Annotated in this window: 16 protein-coding genes; 2 read left to right on the top strand and 14 right to left on the bottom strand. The window is 70.0% G+C overall.

Translation table 11 applies throughout. The annotated features are described in order from the left end of the window. Positions 1–49 precede the first annotated feature (49 nt). Positions 50–511, bottom strand: coding sequence for a DUF3180 domain-containing protein (locus LCL61_RS02765; protein ID WP_340685358.1), 462 nt, complete (start codon positions 509–511; stop codon positions 50–52). A gap of 60 nt (positions 512–571) precedes the next feature. Between LCL61_RS02765 and LCL61_RS02760 the strand changes: the two genes are divergently transcribed. Next, entirely contained in the window at positions 572–1,513 is a 942-nt protein-coding gene (locus LCL61_RS02760) for a MerR family transcriptional regulator (RefSeq protein WP_340685357.1), read from the top strand. Positions 1,514–1,815: 302 nt separating this feature from the next. On the opposite strand, the gene folK is transcribed toward LCL61_RS02760, so the two are convergent. The 13 genes from folK to dacB form a co-directional block, all read right to left on the bottom strand. Next, positions 1,816–2,307 (bottom strand): 2-amino-4-hydroxy-6-hydroxymethyldihydropteridine diphosphokinase, encoded by a 492-nt coding sequence (folK, locus tag LCL61_RS02755; protein ID WP_340685356.1) that lies wholly within the window; start codon positions 2,305–2,307, stop codon positions 1,816–1,818. A gap of 109 nt (positions 2,308–2,416) precedes the next feature. Further along, positions 2,417–2,830 carry a dihydroneopterin aldolase gene (folB, locus tag LCL61_RS02750; protein WP_340685355.1) on the bottom strand — a complete coding sequence of 138 codons (414 nt, stop codon included), beginning with the start codon at positions 2,828–2,830 and terminating at the stop codon, positions 2,417–2,419. Further along, positions 2,823–3,665, bottom strand: coding sequence for a dihydropteroate synthase (gene folP / locus LCL61_RS02745; RefSeq protein ID WP_340685354.1), 843 nt, complete (start codon positions 3,663–3,665; stop codon positions 2,823–2,825). Before folP ends, folB begins: the two co-directional genes overlap by 8 nt. Continuing rightward, on the bottom strand, positions 3,662–4,276 hold the full coding sequence (gene folE, locus LCL61_RS02740; RefSeq protein ID WP_016337777.1) for a GTP cyclohydrolase I FolE: 615 nt from the start codon (positions 4,274–4,276) through the stop codon (positions 3,662–3,664). The genes folP and folE overlap by 4 nt, the downstream gene beginning before the upstream one ends. After that, complete coding sequence (gene ftsH / locus LCL61_RS02735) at positions 4,245–6,662, bottom strand: ATP-dependent zinc metalloprotease FtsH (RefSeq protein WP_126730140.1); 2,418 nt, start codon at positions 6,660–6,662, stop codon at positions 4,245–4,247. The genes folE and ftsH overlap by 32 nt, the downstream gene beginning before the upstream one ends. 189 nt (positions 6,663–6,851) lie before the next feature. Next, positions 6,852–7,685: an ESX secretion-associated protein EspG gene (locus LCL61_RS02730; RefSeq protein ID WP_340685353.1), complete on the bottom strand. Its 834-nt coding sequence runs from the start codon at positions 7,683–7,685 to the stop codon at positions 6,852–6,854. A gap of 319 nt (positions 7,686–8,004) precedes the next feature. Continuing rightward, positions 8,005–8,799 (bottom strand): ESX secretion-associated protein EspG, encoded by a 795-nt coding sequence (locus LCL61_RS02725; protein ID WP_340685352.1) that lies wholly within the window; start codon positions 8,797–8,799, stop codon positions 8,005–8,007. Positions 8,800–9,055: 256 nt separating this feature from the next. Continuing rightward, complete coding sequence (locus LCL61_RS02720; protein WP_340685351.1) at positions 9,056–10,420, bottom strand: hypothetical protein; 1,365 nt, start codon at positions 10,418–10,420, stop codon at positions 9,056–9,058. A 17-nt stretch (positions 10,421–10,437) separates the two neighbouring features. Continuing rightward, entirely contained in the window at positions 10,438–10,800 is a 363-nt protein-coding gene (locus LCL61_RS02715) for a hypothetical protein (protein ID WP_125683481.1), read from the bottom strand. Positions 10,801–10,944: 144 nt separating this feature from the next. Further along, a complete protein-coding gene (gene hpt, locus LCL61_RS02710) occupies positions 10,945–11,508 on the bottom strand; it encodes a hypoxanthine phosphoribosyltransferase (RefSeq protein WP_034310045.1) in 564 nt (187 codons plus the stop codon). A gap of 13 nt (positions 11,509–11,521) precedes the next feature. Next, entirely contained in the window at positions 11,522–12,505 is a 984-nt protein-coding gene (tilS, locus tag LCL61_RS02705) for a tRNA lysidine(34) synthetase TilS (protein WP_340685350.1), read from the bottom strand. After that, positions 12,502–13,530, bottom strand: a complete 1,029-nt coding sequence (locus LCL61_RS02700; RefSeq protein WP_340688478.1) for a zinc-dependent metalloprotease — start codon at positions 13,528–13,530, stop codon at positions 12,502–12,504. Before LCL61_RS02700 ends, tilS begins: the two co-directional genes overlap by 4 nt. A gap of 100 nt (positions 13,531–13,630) precedes the next feature. Next, the gene (gene dacB / locus LCL61_RS02695; protein ID WP_340685349.1) at positions 13,631–15,637 is read right to left on the bottom strand and encodes a D-alanyl-D-alanine carboxypeptidase/D-alanyl-D-alanine endopeptidase; all 2,007 of its coding nucleotides are present in this window, start codon (positions 15,635–15,637) and stop codon (positions 13,631–13,633) included. 167 nt (positions 15,638–15,804) lie between these two features. Between dacB and LCL61_RS02690 the strand changes: the two genes are divergently transcribed. Next, entirely contained in the window at positions 15,805–16,323 is a 519-nt protein-coding gene (locus LCL61_RS02690) for an inorganic diphosphatase (protein ID WP_016337787.1), read from the top strand. Positions 16,324–16,513: the final 190 nt, after the last annotated feature.

The raw sequence follows: 16,513 nt of genomic DNA, 5'->3' as shown, positions 1-16,513 counted from the left end.
GTAATCCGAACGAGACCTAGTCGGTACTTCGAGCGGCGGCTCCCGAGCGTTAACCGGTCGGCTCGGGATCGCTGTCCCGATCACCGCCCTCGGGGGTCCGGCAGCAGTGTTCGAGCCATAAAGCCGCAGCTACCAGCGCCGCCGAGCTGACGATCCCGACCGTCGCCGAGCGGAGATCACCGCTCGCCGCGAGGAGTTCGTCACGTCGCGGAAAAAGATACGCGAAAGCCGCGAGCCAGACGCCCGTCATGGCGGATCCGGCGAGCGAAGAGGCCTTGGCGAGGGCCACCGATCGGGCTACGGAGATCGCGGCGAGCACGCGGCCCTCCTTGATCCGCGACCGGATGATGAAGGCGAGCACGAACTCGCAGAGCGCGAGGACGAGCAGCGTGACTCCGGCGAAGAGCGGAAGCGCGGGGATGGATCCGTAGGCGACCTGGAAGACCAGATAGGCCAGGAGCAGACCCAGGAGGCCGGCCACCGCCAGCTCACGTGGCCGGGTGAAGTGCATGGTCCAACGCTACCTGGCAGGCTTGACTCTCCACCAACTGGAGAGTCGACGATGAAGCATATGGGCACCGCAGCGGTTTTCACCATCGGGGAGCTGGCCAAACGGACCGGCCTGCCGGTGAAGACCATCCGCTTCTACTCCGACGAGGGGCTCCTGCCCCCGACCGACCGCACCAGCTCCGGCTACCGGCTCTACGACGCCACCGCGATGGCGCGCCTCGAGCTGGTCCGGACGCTGCGGGAGCTCGGGCTCGGCCTCGCCGACGTGGAGCGGGCGCTGACCAGGGAAGCGACCATCGGGGACCTCGCGGTCCAGCACGTCGCCGCCCTGGACGAGCAGATCCGGCGGCTGAAGCTGCGCCGGGCGGTCCTGCGAGCGGTGGCCAAACGGGACTCACCACTGGAGGAGGTCGAACTGATGAACAAACTCGCGTCGATGTCGGACGAAGACCGCAAACGTTTGCTCGACGAGTTCTGGGCGGACATGGTCGAAGGGCTGGACCTGGATCCGGAGTTCTACGAGCGGATGCGCTCGGCGAAACCGGAACTGCCCGACGACCCGACGCCCGAGCAGCTGGAGGCCTGGATCGAGTTCGCCGAACTCGTGCAGCACGAGGAGTTCCGAGCGTCCATCCGGCGGATGAGCGAGTGGCACTCGCAGCTCCGGAAGCAGGACGGAGCGGACTTCGGCGCGAAGCAGCAGGAGCTGTGGATGGCGTGGAGCGCGAAGGCGACCGAAGCGCTCGAAGCCGGCCTCGCGCCCGACTCGGCCGAGGGCCGGGAGCTGGCGGAGACGATCTTCACGCAGTCTTCGCGGAACGGCCAGGACCCGGCCGACCCCGCCTGGCGGAAGCGGCTGACCGACGGGATGGCGATCAGCTCCGACCCGCGCGCCGAGCGGTACTGGCTGCTGCTGGGGAAGATGAACGGCTGGCCGTCGTTCCCCTCGCAGATGGCGCAGGCCGAGTGGATCATCGCCGCCCTGCGCTCCGCGCTGGAGTAGCGCGATCAGTCCTCTCCTGGCGGTGGTTCGTGCCGCGAACTACCGCAAGAAGAGGACGAAATGCGGGGGCGGGCGGCGACCGTGTGGATTTCTGGTCGTCCCACGCACCGAAATCCACCCGGTCCCGCACGGCAGGCCCGATCATCACCGCCAGGTGACCGCACGCGAGGGGTGTGTGGACATAGGGACACTTCACGTCCCTATATCCACACCCTCCCGCTCGAAGCGCGTTTCGTCCTCTGAACGCGGTGGTTCGCACTGCCAACTACCGCATTCAGAGGACGAAACGCGGGAGGCGAGGGTCAGGCCAGGGTCAAGGGGGTCAGCCGGACCGAGTCGCGGTCCGAAGCGGGGCGGGCGGCGAGGAGATCGGCGACGGGACCGTGGCCGGGGAGCACCGCGCCGGGCTCGATCTCCAGCCAGGGGATCAGCACGCTCGCGCGCTCCGGCGTGCCGGGATGGGGAAGCAGCAACCGAGGGTCGTCGGAGCGAACCTCGTCCACGGTCACTATGTCGACATCCAGCGTGCGCGGACCCCAGCGAAGTTCGCGCACGCGTTCCGCCGCCTGCTCGGCGGCCTGCCCGATGCGCAGCCAGTCCCAGTGATCCCGCGCCGGGTCGTCGACCAGGACGACGGCGTTGAGGAAGTCCGGCTGATCCTCGACACCCCATGCCTTGGTCTCGTAGACCGACGACACCGCGACGACCGCGGGCCGGACCGCGTCGACGGCGGACTGAAGGAACGCGAGCCGGTCACCCAGGTTGGAGCCGAGCGAGAGCAGCGCGCGGCTCATCGCTCCCGCCGTCTCTGTGAGTGCGCGCAGCGCACGATCGGGGACTTCACCGCGCGCGCCCTCTTTCGCGGCCGCCAGGCCGCCCGAAAACGCGTTGCCGGGGCGCCGGTCATGCCGACCGCCGGGGTGGCTCCGGTCCGCGCCCCGTCTGCGCGTTTTCGTCAGCGCGCGCGGAAAACACCGTGACGGCGACATCGTCGAAGTTCAGCGGGATCGGCGCGGACGGCTTGTGCACCGTCACCTCGACCGCGGTCAGCCGCTCGTCGCGCAGCACCTCGCCGGCGATCTTCCCGGCGACACTCTCGATGAGGTCGTACGGCTCTCCCGCCACGATCCCGGCGGCGAGCTCCGCCAGTTCGCCGTAGTGCAGCGTCTTGGTCAGGTCGTCGGACGCGGCCGCCGGGCCGAGGTCCAGCCACACCACGATGTCGACGACGAACTCCTGCCCATCCCGCTTCTCGTGGTCGAAGACCCCATGCCTGCCGAAGACCCTCAATCCGGTCAACGTGATCCGGTCAGACAACGGGACTCCCCTTCCGCCAAGCCGCCGCGACGGTCACGGCGTCGATACTCGCGCCGACCTCGTGCACCCGCACTCCCCAGGCACCGGCCGCCGCGGCGAGCGCGGACACGGCCGCGGTCGCGTTCTCGCGACCGTCCGGCGGGGCGGGCGTTCCGTCCTTTCCAGACAAAAGGCGCCCGAGGAACCGTTTGCGCGAGGCGCCGACGAGGACCGGGAAACCCAGTGCCAGAAAGGAATCCAGGCCGTTCAACAACGCCCAGTCGTGTTCGGCGTTCTTCGCGAACCCGAGCCCGGGATCGAGCACGATCGCGCCGTCGTCGACGCCCGCGGCGAGCGCTTCGTCCACTCGGGACAGCAACTCGGCGCGTACGTCCGCGACGACGTCCTCATAGGACGCCAGCGCGTTCATGTCCTTGCTGTGCCCGCGCCAGTGCATCAGCACATACGGGACACCGGTTTCGGCGGCGACCTTCGCCATGTTCGGATCGGCCAGCCCACCGGAGACGTCGTTGATGACGGAAGCGCCCGCCTCGACGGCGGCGAGGGCGACTTCGGCGCGGGTGGTGTCCACGGACATCGCGACACCGTCGGCGGCGAGCGCGCGGATCACCGGCATGATCCGGGAAATCTCGGTCTCGGCGTCCACCCGGGACGCCCCCGGCCGCGTCGACTCCCCGCCGACATCGATCAGATCCGCGCCGCGCGCCCACATCTCGTGCGCGTGTTCCAAAGCCTGCTCGACACCGAGGTAGCGGCCACCGTCCGAAAAGGAATCCGGGGTGACGTTCAGGATGCCCATCACCGCACACCGGCCGGGCCGGGGCAGGGCGGTCATCGACGGCCCTTGATCAGATCCAGCGCCTCCGCCCGCGAGGACGCCGAAGACTGCAGCAGCCCGCGCACGGCGGACGTCGTCGTCCTGGCTCCGGGTTTGCGGATACCGCGCATGGCCATGCAGAGATGCTCGGCCTCGACCACGACGATCGCGCCGCGGGGCTCGAGTTTGCGCATGAGCGCGTCGGCGACCTGGGAGGTGAGCCGCTCCTGGACCTGCGGGCGCTTGGCGTAGAGGTCGACGAGACGGGCCAGTTTGGACAGGCCGGTGACCTTGCCGTGGCCGTTCGGGATGTAGCCGACGTGGGCGACACCGTGGAAGGGCACGAGGTGGTGTTCACAGGTGCTGAACATCGGGATGTCCGTCACGAGCACGAGTTCTTCGTGTGCCTCGTCGAACGTGCGGTCCAGGACGTGGTCCGGTTCGGTGTAGAGCCCGGCGAACATTTCCCGGTAAGCGCGAGCGACCCGGGCCGGGGTCTCCAAGAGACCGTCCCGGTCCGGGTCCTCACCACAGGCGAGCAGGAGTTCGCGTACGGCCTTCTCGGCCCGGTCCTGGTCGAAGACCGGGCTTGCGCCGTTACCGCTTGGTGTCGTCCTGTCCGTCGTCACGCCGTTGCTGTCCTTCGTCCTGCTGACCGCCGGGCTGGTCAGCGAACCAGCCGTCGCGCGGGCGGTCTTCGGCGGGACGCCAGGGCTGGTTCGGCTGGCCGCCCGGCTGCGTGGCCGGGGTCCATCCGGGAGGAGCCCCGTAGTTCGGCGGACCGCCAACGGGCCCACCCTGGTAACCGCCTGCCGGACCGCCCGGCTGCTGACCACCATATGCCTGGGGCCAGTGACCGGTGCCGTTCGGCCCACCGTTGGGGCGACCACCGTTGGGGTAGGCGCCCGGCGGCGGCGGAGCGTACGGGTTCGCGTTCGGGTCCGGCGGCGGAGCGGGCTGCGCGTACGGCGGACCGCCGGGAAGGTCGCCACCGCCCTGCGCGGTGCCGACCGGGGTCGGCGCCGGCTGCAGCACCGGCTGCTCCTTCTTCTCCTCCGGCGGCGGCCACGGCTCGCCGCGCTCCATCGCCAGCTCGCCGGGGGTCTTGATCGGCGGCTTGTCGGACGGCTTGCGGTCGCCGAACTCGTTGAAGATCGTGATGTGCGGGCGCTTCTCGACGGTCGCGAAGATCCGCTCGAGGTCCTTGCGGGTCAGCGTCTCCTTTTCGAGGAGCTCGATGACCAGCTCGTCCAGCACGTCGCGGTAGGTGCTCAGCACGTGCCACGCCTCGGTGTGCGCGGTCTCGATGAGCTTGCGCACCTCCTCGTCGATCTCGTGCGCGACCTCGAGCGAGTAGTCCGCCTGGCGGCCCGCCGAGCGGCCGAGGAACGGGTCGCCCTGCTCCTGGCCGTACTTGACCGCGCCGAGCCGGGCGCTCATGCCGTATTCGGTGACCATCGCGCGGGCGATCTTCGTCGCCTGCTCGATGTCGGAGGAGGCACCGGTGGTGGGCTCGTGGAAGACGAGTTCCTCCGCCGTCCGGCCGCCCATCGCGAAGACCAGGCGCCCGATCATCTCCGAACGGGTCATCAACTCCTTGTCGTCCTCCGGCACGAGCAGGGCGTGACCGCCGGTGCGCCCGCGCGGCAGGATCGTCAGCTTGTAGACCGGTTCGATATCCGGCATCGCCCACGCGGCGAGCGCGTGCCCGCCCTCGTGGTAGGCCGTGATCTTCTTCTCCTTCTCGGAGATGATCCGGCTCTTGCGGGCGGGGCCGCCGACGACGCGGTCGACCGACTCCTCCAGCGCGGCGTCGGTGATCACGTGCCCGTTCTGGCGGGCGGTGAGCAGCGCGGCCTCGTTGAGCACGTTCGCCAGGTCCGCGCCGGACATGCCGACGGTCCGCTTGGCGAGGCTGCTCAGGTCGGTGCCCTGCGCGATCGGCTTGCCCTTGGCGTGCACTTCGAGGATCGCCTTGCGGCCGCGCATATCCGGCGCGGACACCGGGATCTGGCGGTCGAAGCGGCCGGGACGCAGGAGCGCCGGGTCGAGGATGTCGGGACGGTTGGTCGCGGCGATCAGGATGATGCCGCCGCGCGCGTCGAAGCCGTCCATCTCGACGAGGAGCTGGTTCAGCGTCTGCTCGCGTTCGTCGTGGCCGCCGCCGAGGCCGGCGCCGCGCTGGCGGCCGACCGCGTCGATCTCGTCGACGAAGATGATGCAGGGCGCGTTCTGCTTGGCCTGCTCGAACAGGTCGCGGACTCGGGAAGCACCGACACCGACGAACATCTCGACGAAGTCGGAACCGGAGATCGTGTAGAACGGCACGCCCGCCTCGCCGGCGACGGCTCGCGCGAGCAGCGTCTTACCGGTACCGGGCGGCCCGTAGAGCAGGACGCCCTTGGGGATCTTCGCGCCGAGAGCCTGGTAGCGCGCCGGGTTCTGCAGGAAGTCCTTGATCTCGTACAGCTCTTCGACGGCCTCGTCGGCGCCCGCGACGTCCCCGAAGGTCGTCTTGGGCATGTCCTTGTTGAGCTGCTTGGCCTTCGACTTGCCGAAGTTGAGGACGCGGTTCCCGCCGCCCTGGGCGTTGTTCATCATCCACATCAGCAGGCCCAGCACCAGCGCCAGCGGGATGGCGAAGATCAGGATCTGGGTGAGGACGTTCTGCTGGGTGACCTTGGTGGTGAACTTGACCGGGTTGTCACCGCTCTTCAGGCCGATGAGCTGGCCGTAGATGGTGCCCGCGACGTTCGCCGGGTACTGCGCGATGATCTGGTCGACCTGCTGGCCGTCGACCTCGATCTTCTTGTTCAGCAGCAGCTTGATCTGCTGCTCCTTGTCCTCTTGCGAGGCTTCCTTGACGTTGTTCGCGGTGATCTGCTGGTTCGCGATCGAGATCGGCACCTGGGTGTAGCCACGATCACTGTCGAAGATCGTGTTGTATGCGAGAAACGCCAGTACCGCCGCGAGAATCCAGAGCACTGGGTTCCTGAGCACGCTCTTCCGGTTCATACGACTCGGCCCTGGTGGCCTCGACCCTTCCTGGTTGGGCGGCTCCTGTGATACCCGCCATCACGATCTTGACGACCCATGGTGCTCCGACACCCGCCCCTCAGGATACCGCCCGCCTGGACGGATGAGGGTGGTGAGCCTCTCGGACGTAAACGGCGGACGTCGCGCGAGGGTTCCCGGAGCGGGACCCTAGCGTGTGTCGACCGCCACACCGGCGGCCATTTCGCCCAGCCGCATTCGGAGTGTCTTGACGTCGGCGGGCGAGACGGTGACCCACTCGCGTCCGTCGGGACCGGCCTGTGACGTGCTGAGATAGCGGCCGCTGGCGGTGTCGAACCAGCCGAGGACCCGGGACCGCTGCTTGGCGCCCACGTGGGACCGGCTGTTCGCCGCGAGCTGACCGCCGCGCAGCCTCGGCTGGCCGGTGAGCTTGCCGAACGCCTCGCGCGGATCCGCGGTGATGCGTTCACTGAGCGAGACGCGCGACCTGTCCTTGCGGCGGCTCTTCGCCGCTTCGGGCTCCTCGGCCTGCTTCGTCGGGTTGATGGCCGCGCGGATCGGCTCGGTGCGGCGGGCGTCGTCGATCGGCAGCGTGACGGACGCCTCCGAGCCGCGCTTCCCGGGGGGCAGCAGGTCGACGACCGCTGTCGGGAGCCCGTCTGCGGGTGCTTCGCGCAGCCAGATCCCGGACTGGTCCTGGATCGCGATCACCGCGTCGCGGCCGTCGGTGGCGCCGAGCACGGCGATCGTCGGGGCCTGGAATTCGGGGATGTGCAGCGCGTCGATGGTCAGCGAACCGCGGGCGAGGAGATACAGCCAGTCCTCGATCCTCCGCTCCAGCCTTCCCCTGCCGTCGCGGATGCCGCGGGCCTGGAGTTCGTTGTCGACGCGCTGGCGCAGCGCCCGGCGCTCGAGCTCGGTCGCGCCGTGCGACCGGACGCGCAGCGGGTATGGCAGGTCGCCGAGCTCGGCGGACTCCCAGAGGAAGTCGAACGCCATCGGTGTGAAGTGTTCCTGGTGCATGTGCTCCGTGCCCTCCCGGCACCTCGGCTTCATGGGCCTCGGGACGCCCAGAGGTTCACGATAGCGAAGGGGTACGACGGTCGGCGGCCGGATCGGCCGATCATCGACGACCGGTACACGGCCGCGGCTCCGGAACCCGGTTCCCGAGGTACATGAAGGCCCTTCCTTGCGCCTGGGTACGGGAAGGGAGCCTTCATGTACCAGCCGGGACGCGTGTCGCGAAGGCTTCTTTCGCGACGTCTGATGTCTCGAAAGTGGCTTTCGCGGCACGGGGTGGGGCGATCGGAGAGCAGTGCAGGCCCCCTTGCCCACCCTCGGCTCAGTGCGCGGGCGAGGCCTCGGCCGCGATCTTCCCCAGCAACTCCGTGAGCCGCTGCCGCAGCGTCGCCGGGTCCGCGGGCGCGACGGTGATCCAGTCCCGGCCGTCGGAACCGCGGGTGGCCTGGGTGAAGTACCGGCCGGACTGTGTGTCGAACCAGCTCAGCACCGAAGACCGGCTCCGCGTGCCGTGTTTGCTGCGCGCGTTGGCGCCGAACTGGCCACCGCGAAGCCGCGGCTGCGCCTGGAGCCTCGACAGGGCCTTGCGGTCCTCGTCGGACGTCGCCGAACCGTCGACCTGCGGCTGACGACGCTGGAGGAAGTCCGCGCCCGAAGCGCCGACGAGCCCGTCCAGCGGGAGGGTGATCGACTTCTCCGTCCCGCGCGAACCCGGCGGCAGGAGGGAGACGATCGCGCTCGCGAGGCCGTCCGGGGCGATCGGGTGGAAGTGGAAACCGCGCGGGTCCTGCACCGTCAGCAGGCCTTGGCCGCCGAGCAGCGACGCGACCGCGAGCAGCGGTTCGGTGTTGGGATTGTTGAGCTGGACGCAGTCCAGGCTCAGGTCCGGCCTCGCGAGGACACCGAAGTAGTCCTCGATATGCGGCTCGGGGCGTCCGCGCTCGTCGGCGAGACGACGCTGGTTCAGCGACTGGAGCGTCTGCGTCCGCAGGGCGCCGCGCTCGTCCATGGTCGCCCCGTGCGAGCGGAGCCGCAGCGGGTACGGCAGCTCTCCGGCGTTCGCGCCCTCCCACAGGAAGTCCAGCTCGACCGGGGTGAGCAGTTCACCGTTCGCCATCTTCCGCCCCTAGTGTCTGTTGGTGAACCCGCGTCCGCGATCGGCGTCGGCAGGACACTGCTTGGTCAGCTGCCTCACGACCGCGGACAGGGCGTCCTGCCACCGCGATGGCGGGGCCTTCGGCCGGGGCAGGCTCTCGCACAAGTCAGCGGGCGCGCGGCCGGATCGGCCAGATCGGNCACGATGCAGCCGCAGCGCCCGGCTCAGCGAATCGAGGACCGAGTCGGACACGTTGCGCGCCCGGTGAAAAACCGCTCTAGCGTTCGTCGTCTTCGGTCCAGGCGCCGATGACCGGCGGCGGGGTCGCCTCGTTGGCGCCGAAGGCGTCGTCCGGGTCCGGCTCGATGAGGAACGACGCGTGCGTGTGCTCCTCTTCCTGTTCGGCCTGCGCGCCGTGGGCGCCCATACCCATACCGCCCATGCCCTGCATCGGCGGCGGGGTGGCGCCACCGATGGTGCCGCTGGAGGACACGATGCCCTGCTGCGGAACGGCCTGGGACGCGGCGCTCTGCGCGGGGCCGCCCTTCTCGGTGGCGGCGGCGTCGGTGCTGTCGGTGTCCTTGGCTCCGGACTTGTTGCCCTGGCCGAGCGCCTTGGCGCCCGCGTAGCCGAGGCCACCGCCGAGCGCGGCCGCGGTGAGGGCCTGGCCGAGCCCGTTGCCGCCGCTCGCCGGGGCGTGCGGGGTCATCGGGGCACCGGCGCCGGACGCGACGCCCGCACCCGGCGCGACACCGGCGGCCGGGCTCGCGGCGGGGCTGTACCCGGCCTGCGAGAACACGCCCGAGTCCGGACCGGCGTGGACGGGAGCCCCGACGCTGCCCTGCGCGCCGCCATAACCGTGCGTACCGCCGAAGACGGGGGTGCCGGAGACCGCGCCCGAGTTGAGGCCTCCGCCGATGTTGCCGACGCCGCTGAACGAAGCGCTGTTGTGCGTCGCGGTCGGCTTCATGCCGAGGGATTCGGGGCCGAAGCTCGGGGTCGAGCTGTCGACCTCGCTCATCTCCTTGGTGTAGGCCTCGAGGAACCTGGCCTGCTCCGCCCGCACTTCCTTGTCCTGGTCGGCGAGGGGCTTCTGGTCGGTGATCATGCCGATCGGGCCCGCCGCCAGCGCCTGGCCCATGGCCTTCTCGGGGCTGTAGTCGGTCGGCTTCGGCATGAGCTTGACCTTGGTGGCGGCGTCGGCCTGCTTCTGCAGCCTGTCCGACATCGTGTGCGCGGCCTCGGAGGCCTGCGAACCCGAGTTCGCGATGGCGACCAGCGAACCCTGCGCGGCCGCGGCGCCTTGTCCGATCCAGGCGGCGCCCAGTTCGGAGATCGCGTTGTAGAGGTCGTTCGACGCCTGGCTCAGCTTGCTGCCGTGCGAGCCCCAGGACTGACTGATGGCGGTCGCCGTGCTGGGGTCGTTGCCGATGTTGGCCTGGTTCCACAGGTCCTGGCTGCTCGGCGCGCTCTCCCAGTTCGGCGGGTTCGTGATGGCGCGGTCGGCGCCGATGTCGAACCCGTCGGAACGGCCGCGCGCGGAGGAGACGATGCTCTCGGCGTGCGAGTTGTCGCCGAGCTGGACCGGCGTGGTGCTGCTGCTGCTTTCGCCGTAAGAGTCGGCGCTGTGCTTCGGTGGCATGGCTTTCTGACTCCCCCTCAGACGTTACGGAACGGCTCGGCCGCGGCCTGGTCGATCTCGTGGTAGCGGGCCATCGCCGTCACGATGCCGGACTCGGCGGCCTCGTACTGCTGGAAAAGGTTCTGGAGCGCGGCCGCGTACGAGTCGCCTCCGCCGTCGGCACGGTTCGCCACCTTCGCGGCGATCGCGTTGCCGACCGGGTTGTTGCCCAGCTTCGGCGCCTGCCCGAGGTCGCCGGCCCGCTGGAGGAGGGCCTCGATGGCGTCCTTGCCGGTGCGGATCTTGTTCAGGACGGTCTGGGCCGCGTCAGGGTCGATCCCGACCTGACCCTGGGCCGCGGCGTTCTTGAACGCGTTCGCGTCCGCCAAGCTGTTCCCCATCTGAGCTCTCTCCGTTTCCCCCGGGCCAGGCCACGACGGCTGTGTGGCAAAGGTCTTCGCATAGGTTAACGCACTCGATCGCAGCCTATGACGCGTTCTCGCCGCTCAGGGTTCCGTATTTCCGCACACGCGGGCAAGCGGTTCTCAGGACGTGTAAACGTGCGGATCCAAGGTGCCGATGTAGGGCAGGTCCCGGTAACGCTCCGCGTAGTCGAGGCCGTATCCGACTACGAATTCGTTGGGAATGTCGAACCCGATGTACTTGACCGGTACATCGACCTTGACCGCCTCCGGCTTGCGCAGGAGCGAGACGACCTCGAGCGAGGCGGGGTTCCGGCTCGCGAGGTTCTTCAGCAGCCAGGACAGGGTCAGCCCGGAGTCGACGATGTCCTCGACGATGAGCACGTCGCGGCCGGCGATGTCGCGATCGAGGTCCTTGAGGATCCGCACCACGCCGGACGACGACGTCGCCGAGCCGTAGGAGGAGACCGCCATGAACTCGAGCTGGCAGGGAAGGGGGAGCGCCCTGGCGAAGTCGGTCATGAACATCACCGCGCCCTTGAGCACGCCGACGAGCAGGAGGTCTCCCTGCCCGGCGCCGGGGCCGTCGGCCGGGTAGTCCGCCGCGACCTTTGCCGCCAGCTCGGCGATCTTGTCGTTGATCTGCTGCTCGGTGACGAGCACGGAGGCGATCTCGCCTTCGTACACGGGACGATCCCCTCTAGGTGGTGGACTGGGGTGCTTCGAGGGAGAGCCTGCCATGCGCCCGCGCGGCCACCAAGTCGCCGGGTAGCCAGACCCCGCCCTGACCCCGCCAGTTCCCCACCAGAGCGTCGACCGAACGCAGGTGGGCGTCGGTGAGTTCGCGGACGCCGGAGTCCAGCAGCCACCTGCGGATGACGCGCCGCCTCAGCGCGGGCGGTTCGGTGGCGAGCACCGCGACGTCGAGCCCTTCACCGGTGAAGGCGCGCAGGTGGACCTCGCCCGCGAGTGTGTCCAACGCCTCCGTGTCTTCGCGCAGTTGCGCCGCCGTGCGGGCGAGCGACGCCGCGACACCGCCGGACAGCACCTCCTCCAGGAGGGGCAGTACTTCGGTCCGTAACCGGACACGGGTGAACCGCGGGTCTTCGTTGTGCGGGTCCTGCCACGGGTCGACGCCGAGCGCCTGGCAGGCCCGCCGGGTGGTGGCGCGGGTGATGCCGAGCAGCGGCCGTCCCCACGGCGGGTCGTGCGGGCGCATCCCGGCCAATGACCGCGGCCCGGAACCCCGGCCGAGGCCGAGCAGCACGGTTTCGGCCTGGTCGTCGAGGGTGTGGCCGAGCAGGACTACCCCGCGTCCGTCCGGCAGCGCCGAGCGCAAGGCGCCGTAGCGGGCCCGGCGGGCCGCCGCCTCCGGTCCGCCCGCGCCCTCGACCCGCACCTTCAGGACTTCGGCCGTGTCGGCGCCCAGCTCCCGAGCCGTGTTCGCGGCGCGGGCGGCGGTTTCGGCGGAACCCTCCTGGAGGCCGTGGTCGACGACGAGTGCCCGCACCTTCAGCCCCGCGCGGCCGCCGGTGAACGCGGCCGCTTCGGCCAGCGCCAAGGAGTCCGCGCCCCCGGAAACCGCGACGCACAGCTCGTCGACGGCGCCTGTGCTGTCGATCGACGCGAGGAAGTCCCGCACGGCCGTCCGCACGGCCGCGATCGCCGGATCCGGCCCGCTCACCCGTGCAGGCGCCGCACCCAGGCCGCCGGATCGCTGATCTCGGCCCTGGTCGGCAACGTGTTCGGCGACGTCCACACCGCGTTGAAGCCGTCCATGCCGACGGCCTCGACGACGTGCTTGGTGAACTTCGCGCCCTGTTCGTACTGGCGCAGCTTCGCGTCCACGCCGAGGAGGCTGCGCAGCACGCGGTCGATCAGGCCGCCGCCCTTGCGCCGGGCGGTGAACCGCGAACGGATCAGCTCGACACTCGGCACGACCTGCGGCCCGACGGCGTCCATCACGAAGTCTGCGTGCCCCTCCAGCAGCGTGGACAGGGCCAGCAACCGGTCGAACACCGCTCGCTCGCTCGGCGACTGCAGGAGTTCGGCGAGGCCGGCGCCGCCCGCCTTGCCCTTGCCGATCTGCTTGATGGTGTCCGGCAGGCGGCCGACCAGATCGCTCAGCCCGTCCGCGTCCCGGCCGGCGAGCCCGCCGATCAGGCGCTCGACCTCGTCGGCGAAGTAGTCGCGCAGCCAGGTGACCGCGGTGAACTGCAGCCGGTGGGTGCATTCGTGCAGGCAGACCCACAGCCGGAAATCGTGCCCCGGCACGTCCATCGCGCGCTGGGCGGCGACAACGTTCGGCGCGACGAGCACCAGCTGCCCGCCGCGGTCCGGCCCGCCGAACGGGTCGTACTGCCCGAGCACGCGGGAAGCCAGGAAGGCGAGCACCAGACCGGTCTGGACACCGGCGCCACCGGCCAGCACGGGAGCCAGCGGGCCGCCCTGCGCCTCCGGCAGCGCACGGCCGGTGAGCGCGTCGAGCCCGGCGGCGGCCGAACGGACCCAGCCGGGCCTGTCGACGACTTCGGCGGGCAGCAGCGGCAGGTCGAGGCCGAGACCGGTCAGCTCACGGACATGCCTCTCCGCCTCGCCGGTCAGGTCACGGAGATCGGCGACGGCCTCTTCGGCCTCTTCGCGGTCGACCACCGGGCCGCCGCGCACCAGGAGCGCGCCCGTCGAGGCGGCCAGGGACCAGTCGACCATCGAACGTGTCTTGGTCGGCGTTTCCTCAGTCACTCTTATGACGCTACCCGCTGGAAGACCGGATTCCGTCCCGACTTCCTCACGCTCCGATTCCGGTCACTCACCGGCAGCCGCACTTGTGCAGCGTCGCCGCGACGACGTCGAGCGCCGCCCTGCCCTTGTTCTGGTCCGAACCGGACGACATCAGCGCGAACACCAGCATCCGGCCGTCGGTGTCCAGCACCACGCCCGCCAGGGTGTTCACCCCGGACAGCGTGCCGGTCTTGCCGCGCACCCAGCCGCGGCCCGCGGCCGACGCCGGATCGCCGTAGCGCTTCTCCAGCGTCCCGCTGCCACCCGCCACGGGGAGGCCGGCCAGCAGGGGCCGCAGTTTGGCCGTCCTCGGATCCTTGCCGTCCGGTGCCGCCGCGACCGCGAGGATCTCGCTGAGCACCTTGGCCGGGATCTTGTTCTGGTCGGACAGTCCGCTGCCGTCGTTGATCTGGACACCGGTGAGGTCGAACCCGGCCTGCTTGAGCACGTCCATCGTCGCGGTCGCGCCGCCGGTGAACGACGCCTCCGCGCCCTTCGAGATCGCGAGCTGGCGGGCGAGGACATCGGCCATCAGGTTGTCCGAAAGCTGCATCAGCGAGTTGGCGAACTCCGCGAGCGGCTGCGACTTGACCTCGCCGAGCACCTTCGCGTCCTTCGGCGCCGTCGTCGTACCGCCGGCTTGGGCTTCGAGCTTGCCCGCGATCTTCTGGGTCAGCGCGGCAGCCGGGTTCGCGACGCGGGGCGCGTGGTCGTTCTTCGGGTCGGTGCGGCCGCCGTCGGCCATCACGGGGAGGACCGGCGCCATGTAGGTGTTCCCGGCGGCGGTGTCCTCCGGGTCCCAGCCCTTCGCGGACGTCGGCCCCTTGAACAGGCTGATGTCCAGCTGGACCTTGGAGATCTTGCCGCCCGCGGCCTTCTTGACCTGGGCGACGAGGTCGTCGACGTGGGCCGCGCCCGGGTACAGCGGCGAGTCCGTGCCCAGCGGCAGCGAGGTCAGCGACGGGTCGCCGCCCGCGACGAGGACGACCGTGCCGGGCTCGGCGCCCTGGACGATCTTCGTCGAGAACTGCGTCCCGTGGTCCATCGACAGCAGAGCGGCCGCGACGACGAGGATCTTCGTGGTCGACGCCGGGGTCAGCGGGGTGCCGGAGTTCTTGTCCCACAGGACTTCGCCGGACGCCGCGTCCACGACGGTGCCGGTGAGCGTGCCCAGGTCCGGCGAACCGGCGGGGCCCGCCAGCGCGGCCGCGAGCCCTTCCTTCGTCGGCCCGGCGCCGTTGATGTCCGGCCCGTGCAGGACCCGGGTGATACCCGCGGGTTTGGGGATCTCGCCCTTCGGCGCGTTAGGCGCCCAGGGCAGGCCGAGGCGGTTCGACACCTTCGGCATCGCGGCGGCGCCACCCATACCGGCGAGCAGCAGGACGACGACCAGGGTCGTGATCAGCAGGGCTTTGCGCTTGCGCTTCGGCTTCGGCGCGGGCGCGGCCTCGGTTGCCGGGGGTTCCTGGGACGGCGGCTCGGGCCGCTGGATCCCGACGGTCGCTTCGGAGTCGAAGCGCTCTTCGGCGGGCTCGATGCGGACCGGGCGCGCGTGCATGGTCGCGGACGGGACCTGCGCGGGAGGCGGCGGCTCGACCCGGCTCTGCTCGGGACGGCGGGGCGGCTCCTGACGCGGGGGCTCCTGCCTCGGCTCGGGTCTCGGGGATTCGGCGACCCTGTCGAACTGGTCCCAGTCCGGTTCGTCCGTGTGCTGCGGCTGGACAGGCTGGACGAAGAGCGTCTTCGGCTCCTCGCGCTGTTCAGGCTCGACCGGCGTCACCGGTTCGAAGGCGGACCACTTCGGCGTCGGGGTCTCCGGAACATCCGGTTCCTCCTCCACCTCGACGACCGGCTCGAACCAGGAGCCACTTTCGGGTGTGACCTTCGGCACTGACAGCTCTTCGGTCTTGCCGTTCGCCATCCCCGTCATGGGCAGCCAGATGGTGGCCTCGCCCTCCCCCTTGGTGCTCTTGGGCTCGGCGGATGAGGTGTCCTTGTCGTCCGACGGCCACCTCGGGGCATCGTTTTCCGGCACTCAACGCTCCTTCATCCACCGTCCGGGGAAGGGGCCAAGCTCACATACGACCACATCGATGCGACCGCCCGAGCCCCCGTGGTCCACACTAGTGAAGACAAGACGATGATTTCGGTGAGCCGTCCGCGACGGCGGGGCGTACCAAAGACGAGAGCAGCGAGGCCGGCGTGGAATTCGACGTCACTATCGAAATCCCCAAGGGGGAGCGCAACAAGTACGAGGTGGACCACAAGACCGGTCGGATCAAACTCGACCGGACGCTGTTCACCGCCACCCAGTACCCCGCCGACTACGGGTTCATCGACGACACCCTCGGCCAGGACGGCGACCCGCTCGACGTGCTGGTGCTCGTCCAGGAGCCGACCTTCCCCGGCTGCCTGATCCGCTGCCGCGCGATCGGCATGTTCCGGATGACCGACGAGAAGGGCCCGGACGACAAGGTCCTCGCGGTGCCGACGAACGACCCGCGGCTGGAGCACCTTCGCGACATCCACCACCTGAACGAGTTCCACAAGCTCGAGATCCAGCACTTCTTCGAGGTGTACAAGGACCTGGAGCCGGGCAAGAGCGTCGAGGGTTCGACCTGGGTCGGGCGCTCCGAGGCCGAGGCCGAGATCAAGCGTTCGCTCGACCGTGAGACCGACCGGCTGGCCAAGGAGGCCATCGACGGTCCGGCGGCTCACTAGTCGCAGTGCCGAAGGGGCCTGGTCCGCGCCGGACATGCCGACGGTCCGCTTGGCGAGGCTGCTCAGGTCGGTGCCCTGNCGGTGATGGCCTGCTGGCTGTTGAGCGTGTCCACCAGGTTGGTGGCCTTCACCGCATCGCGTGCGGTGAAGGGCCCCTTCGCGTATCCCGCAGTTAGTCGACTATCTGCGG

It is taken from the genome of Amycolatopsis coloradensis (assembly GCF_037997115.1).
GTDB lineage: Bacteria > Actinomycetota > Actinomycetes > Mycobacteriales > Pseudonocardiaceae > Amycolatopsis > Amycolatopsis coloradensis_A.
Note: the sequence above shows the minus strand (reverse complement) of the source record. Positions and strands in the feature narration are given on the sequence as shown.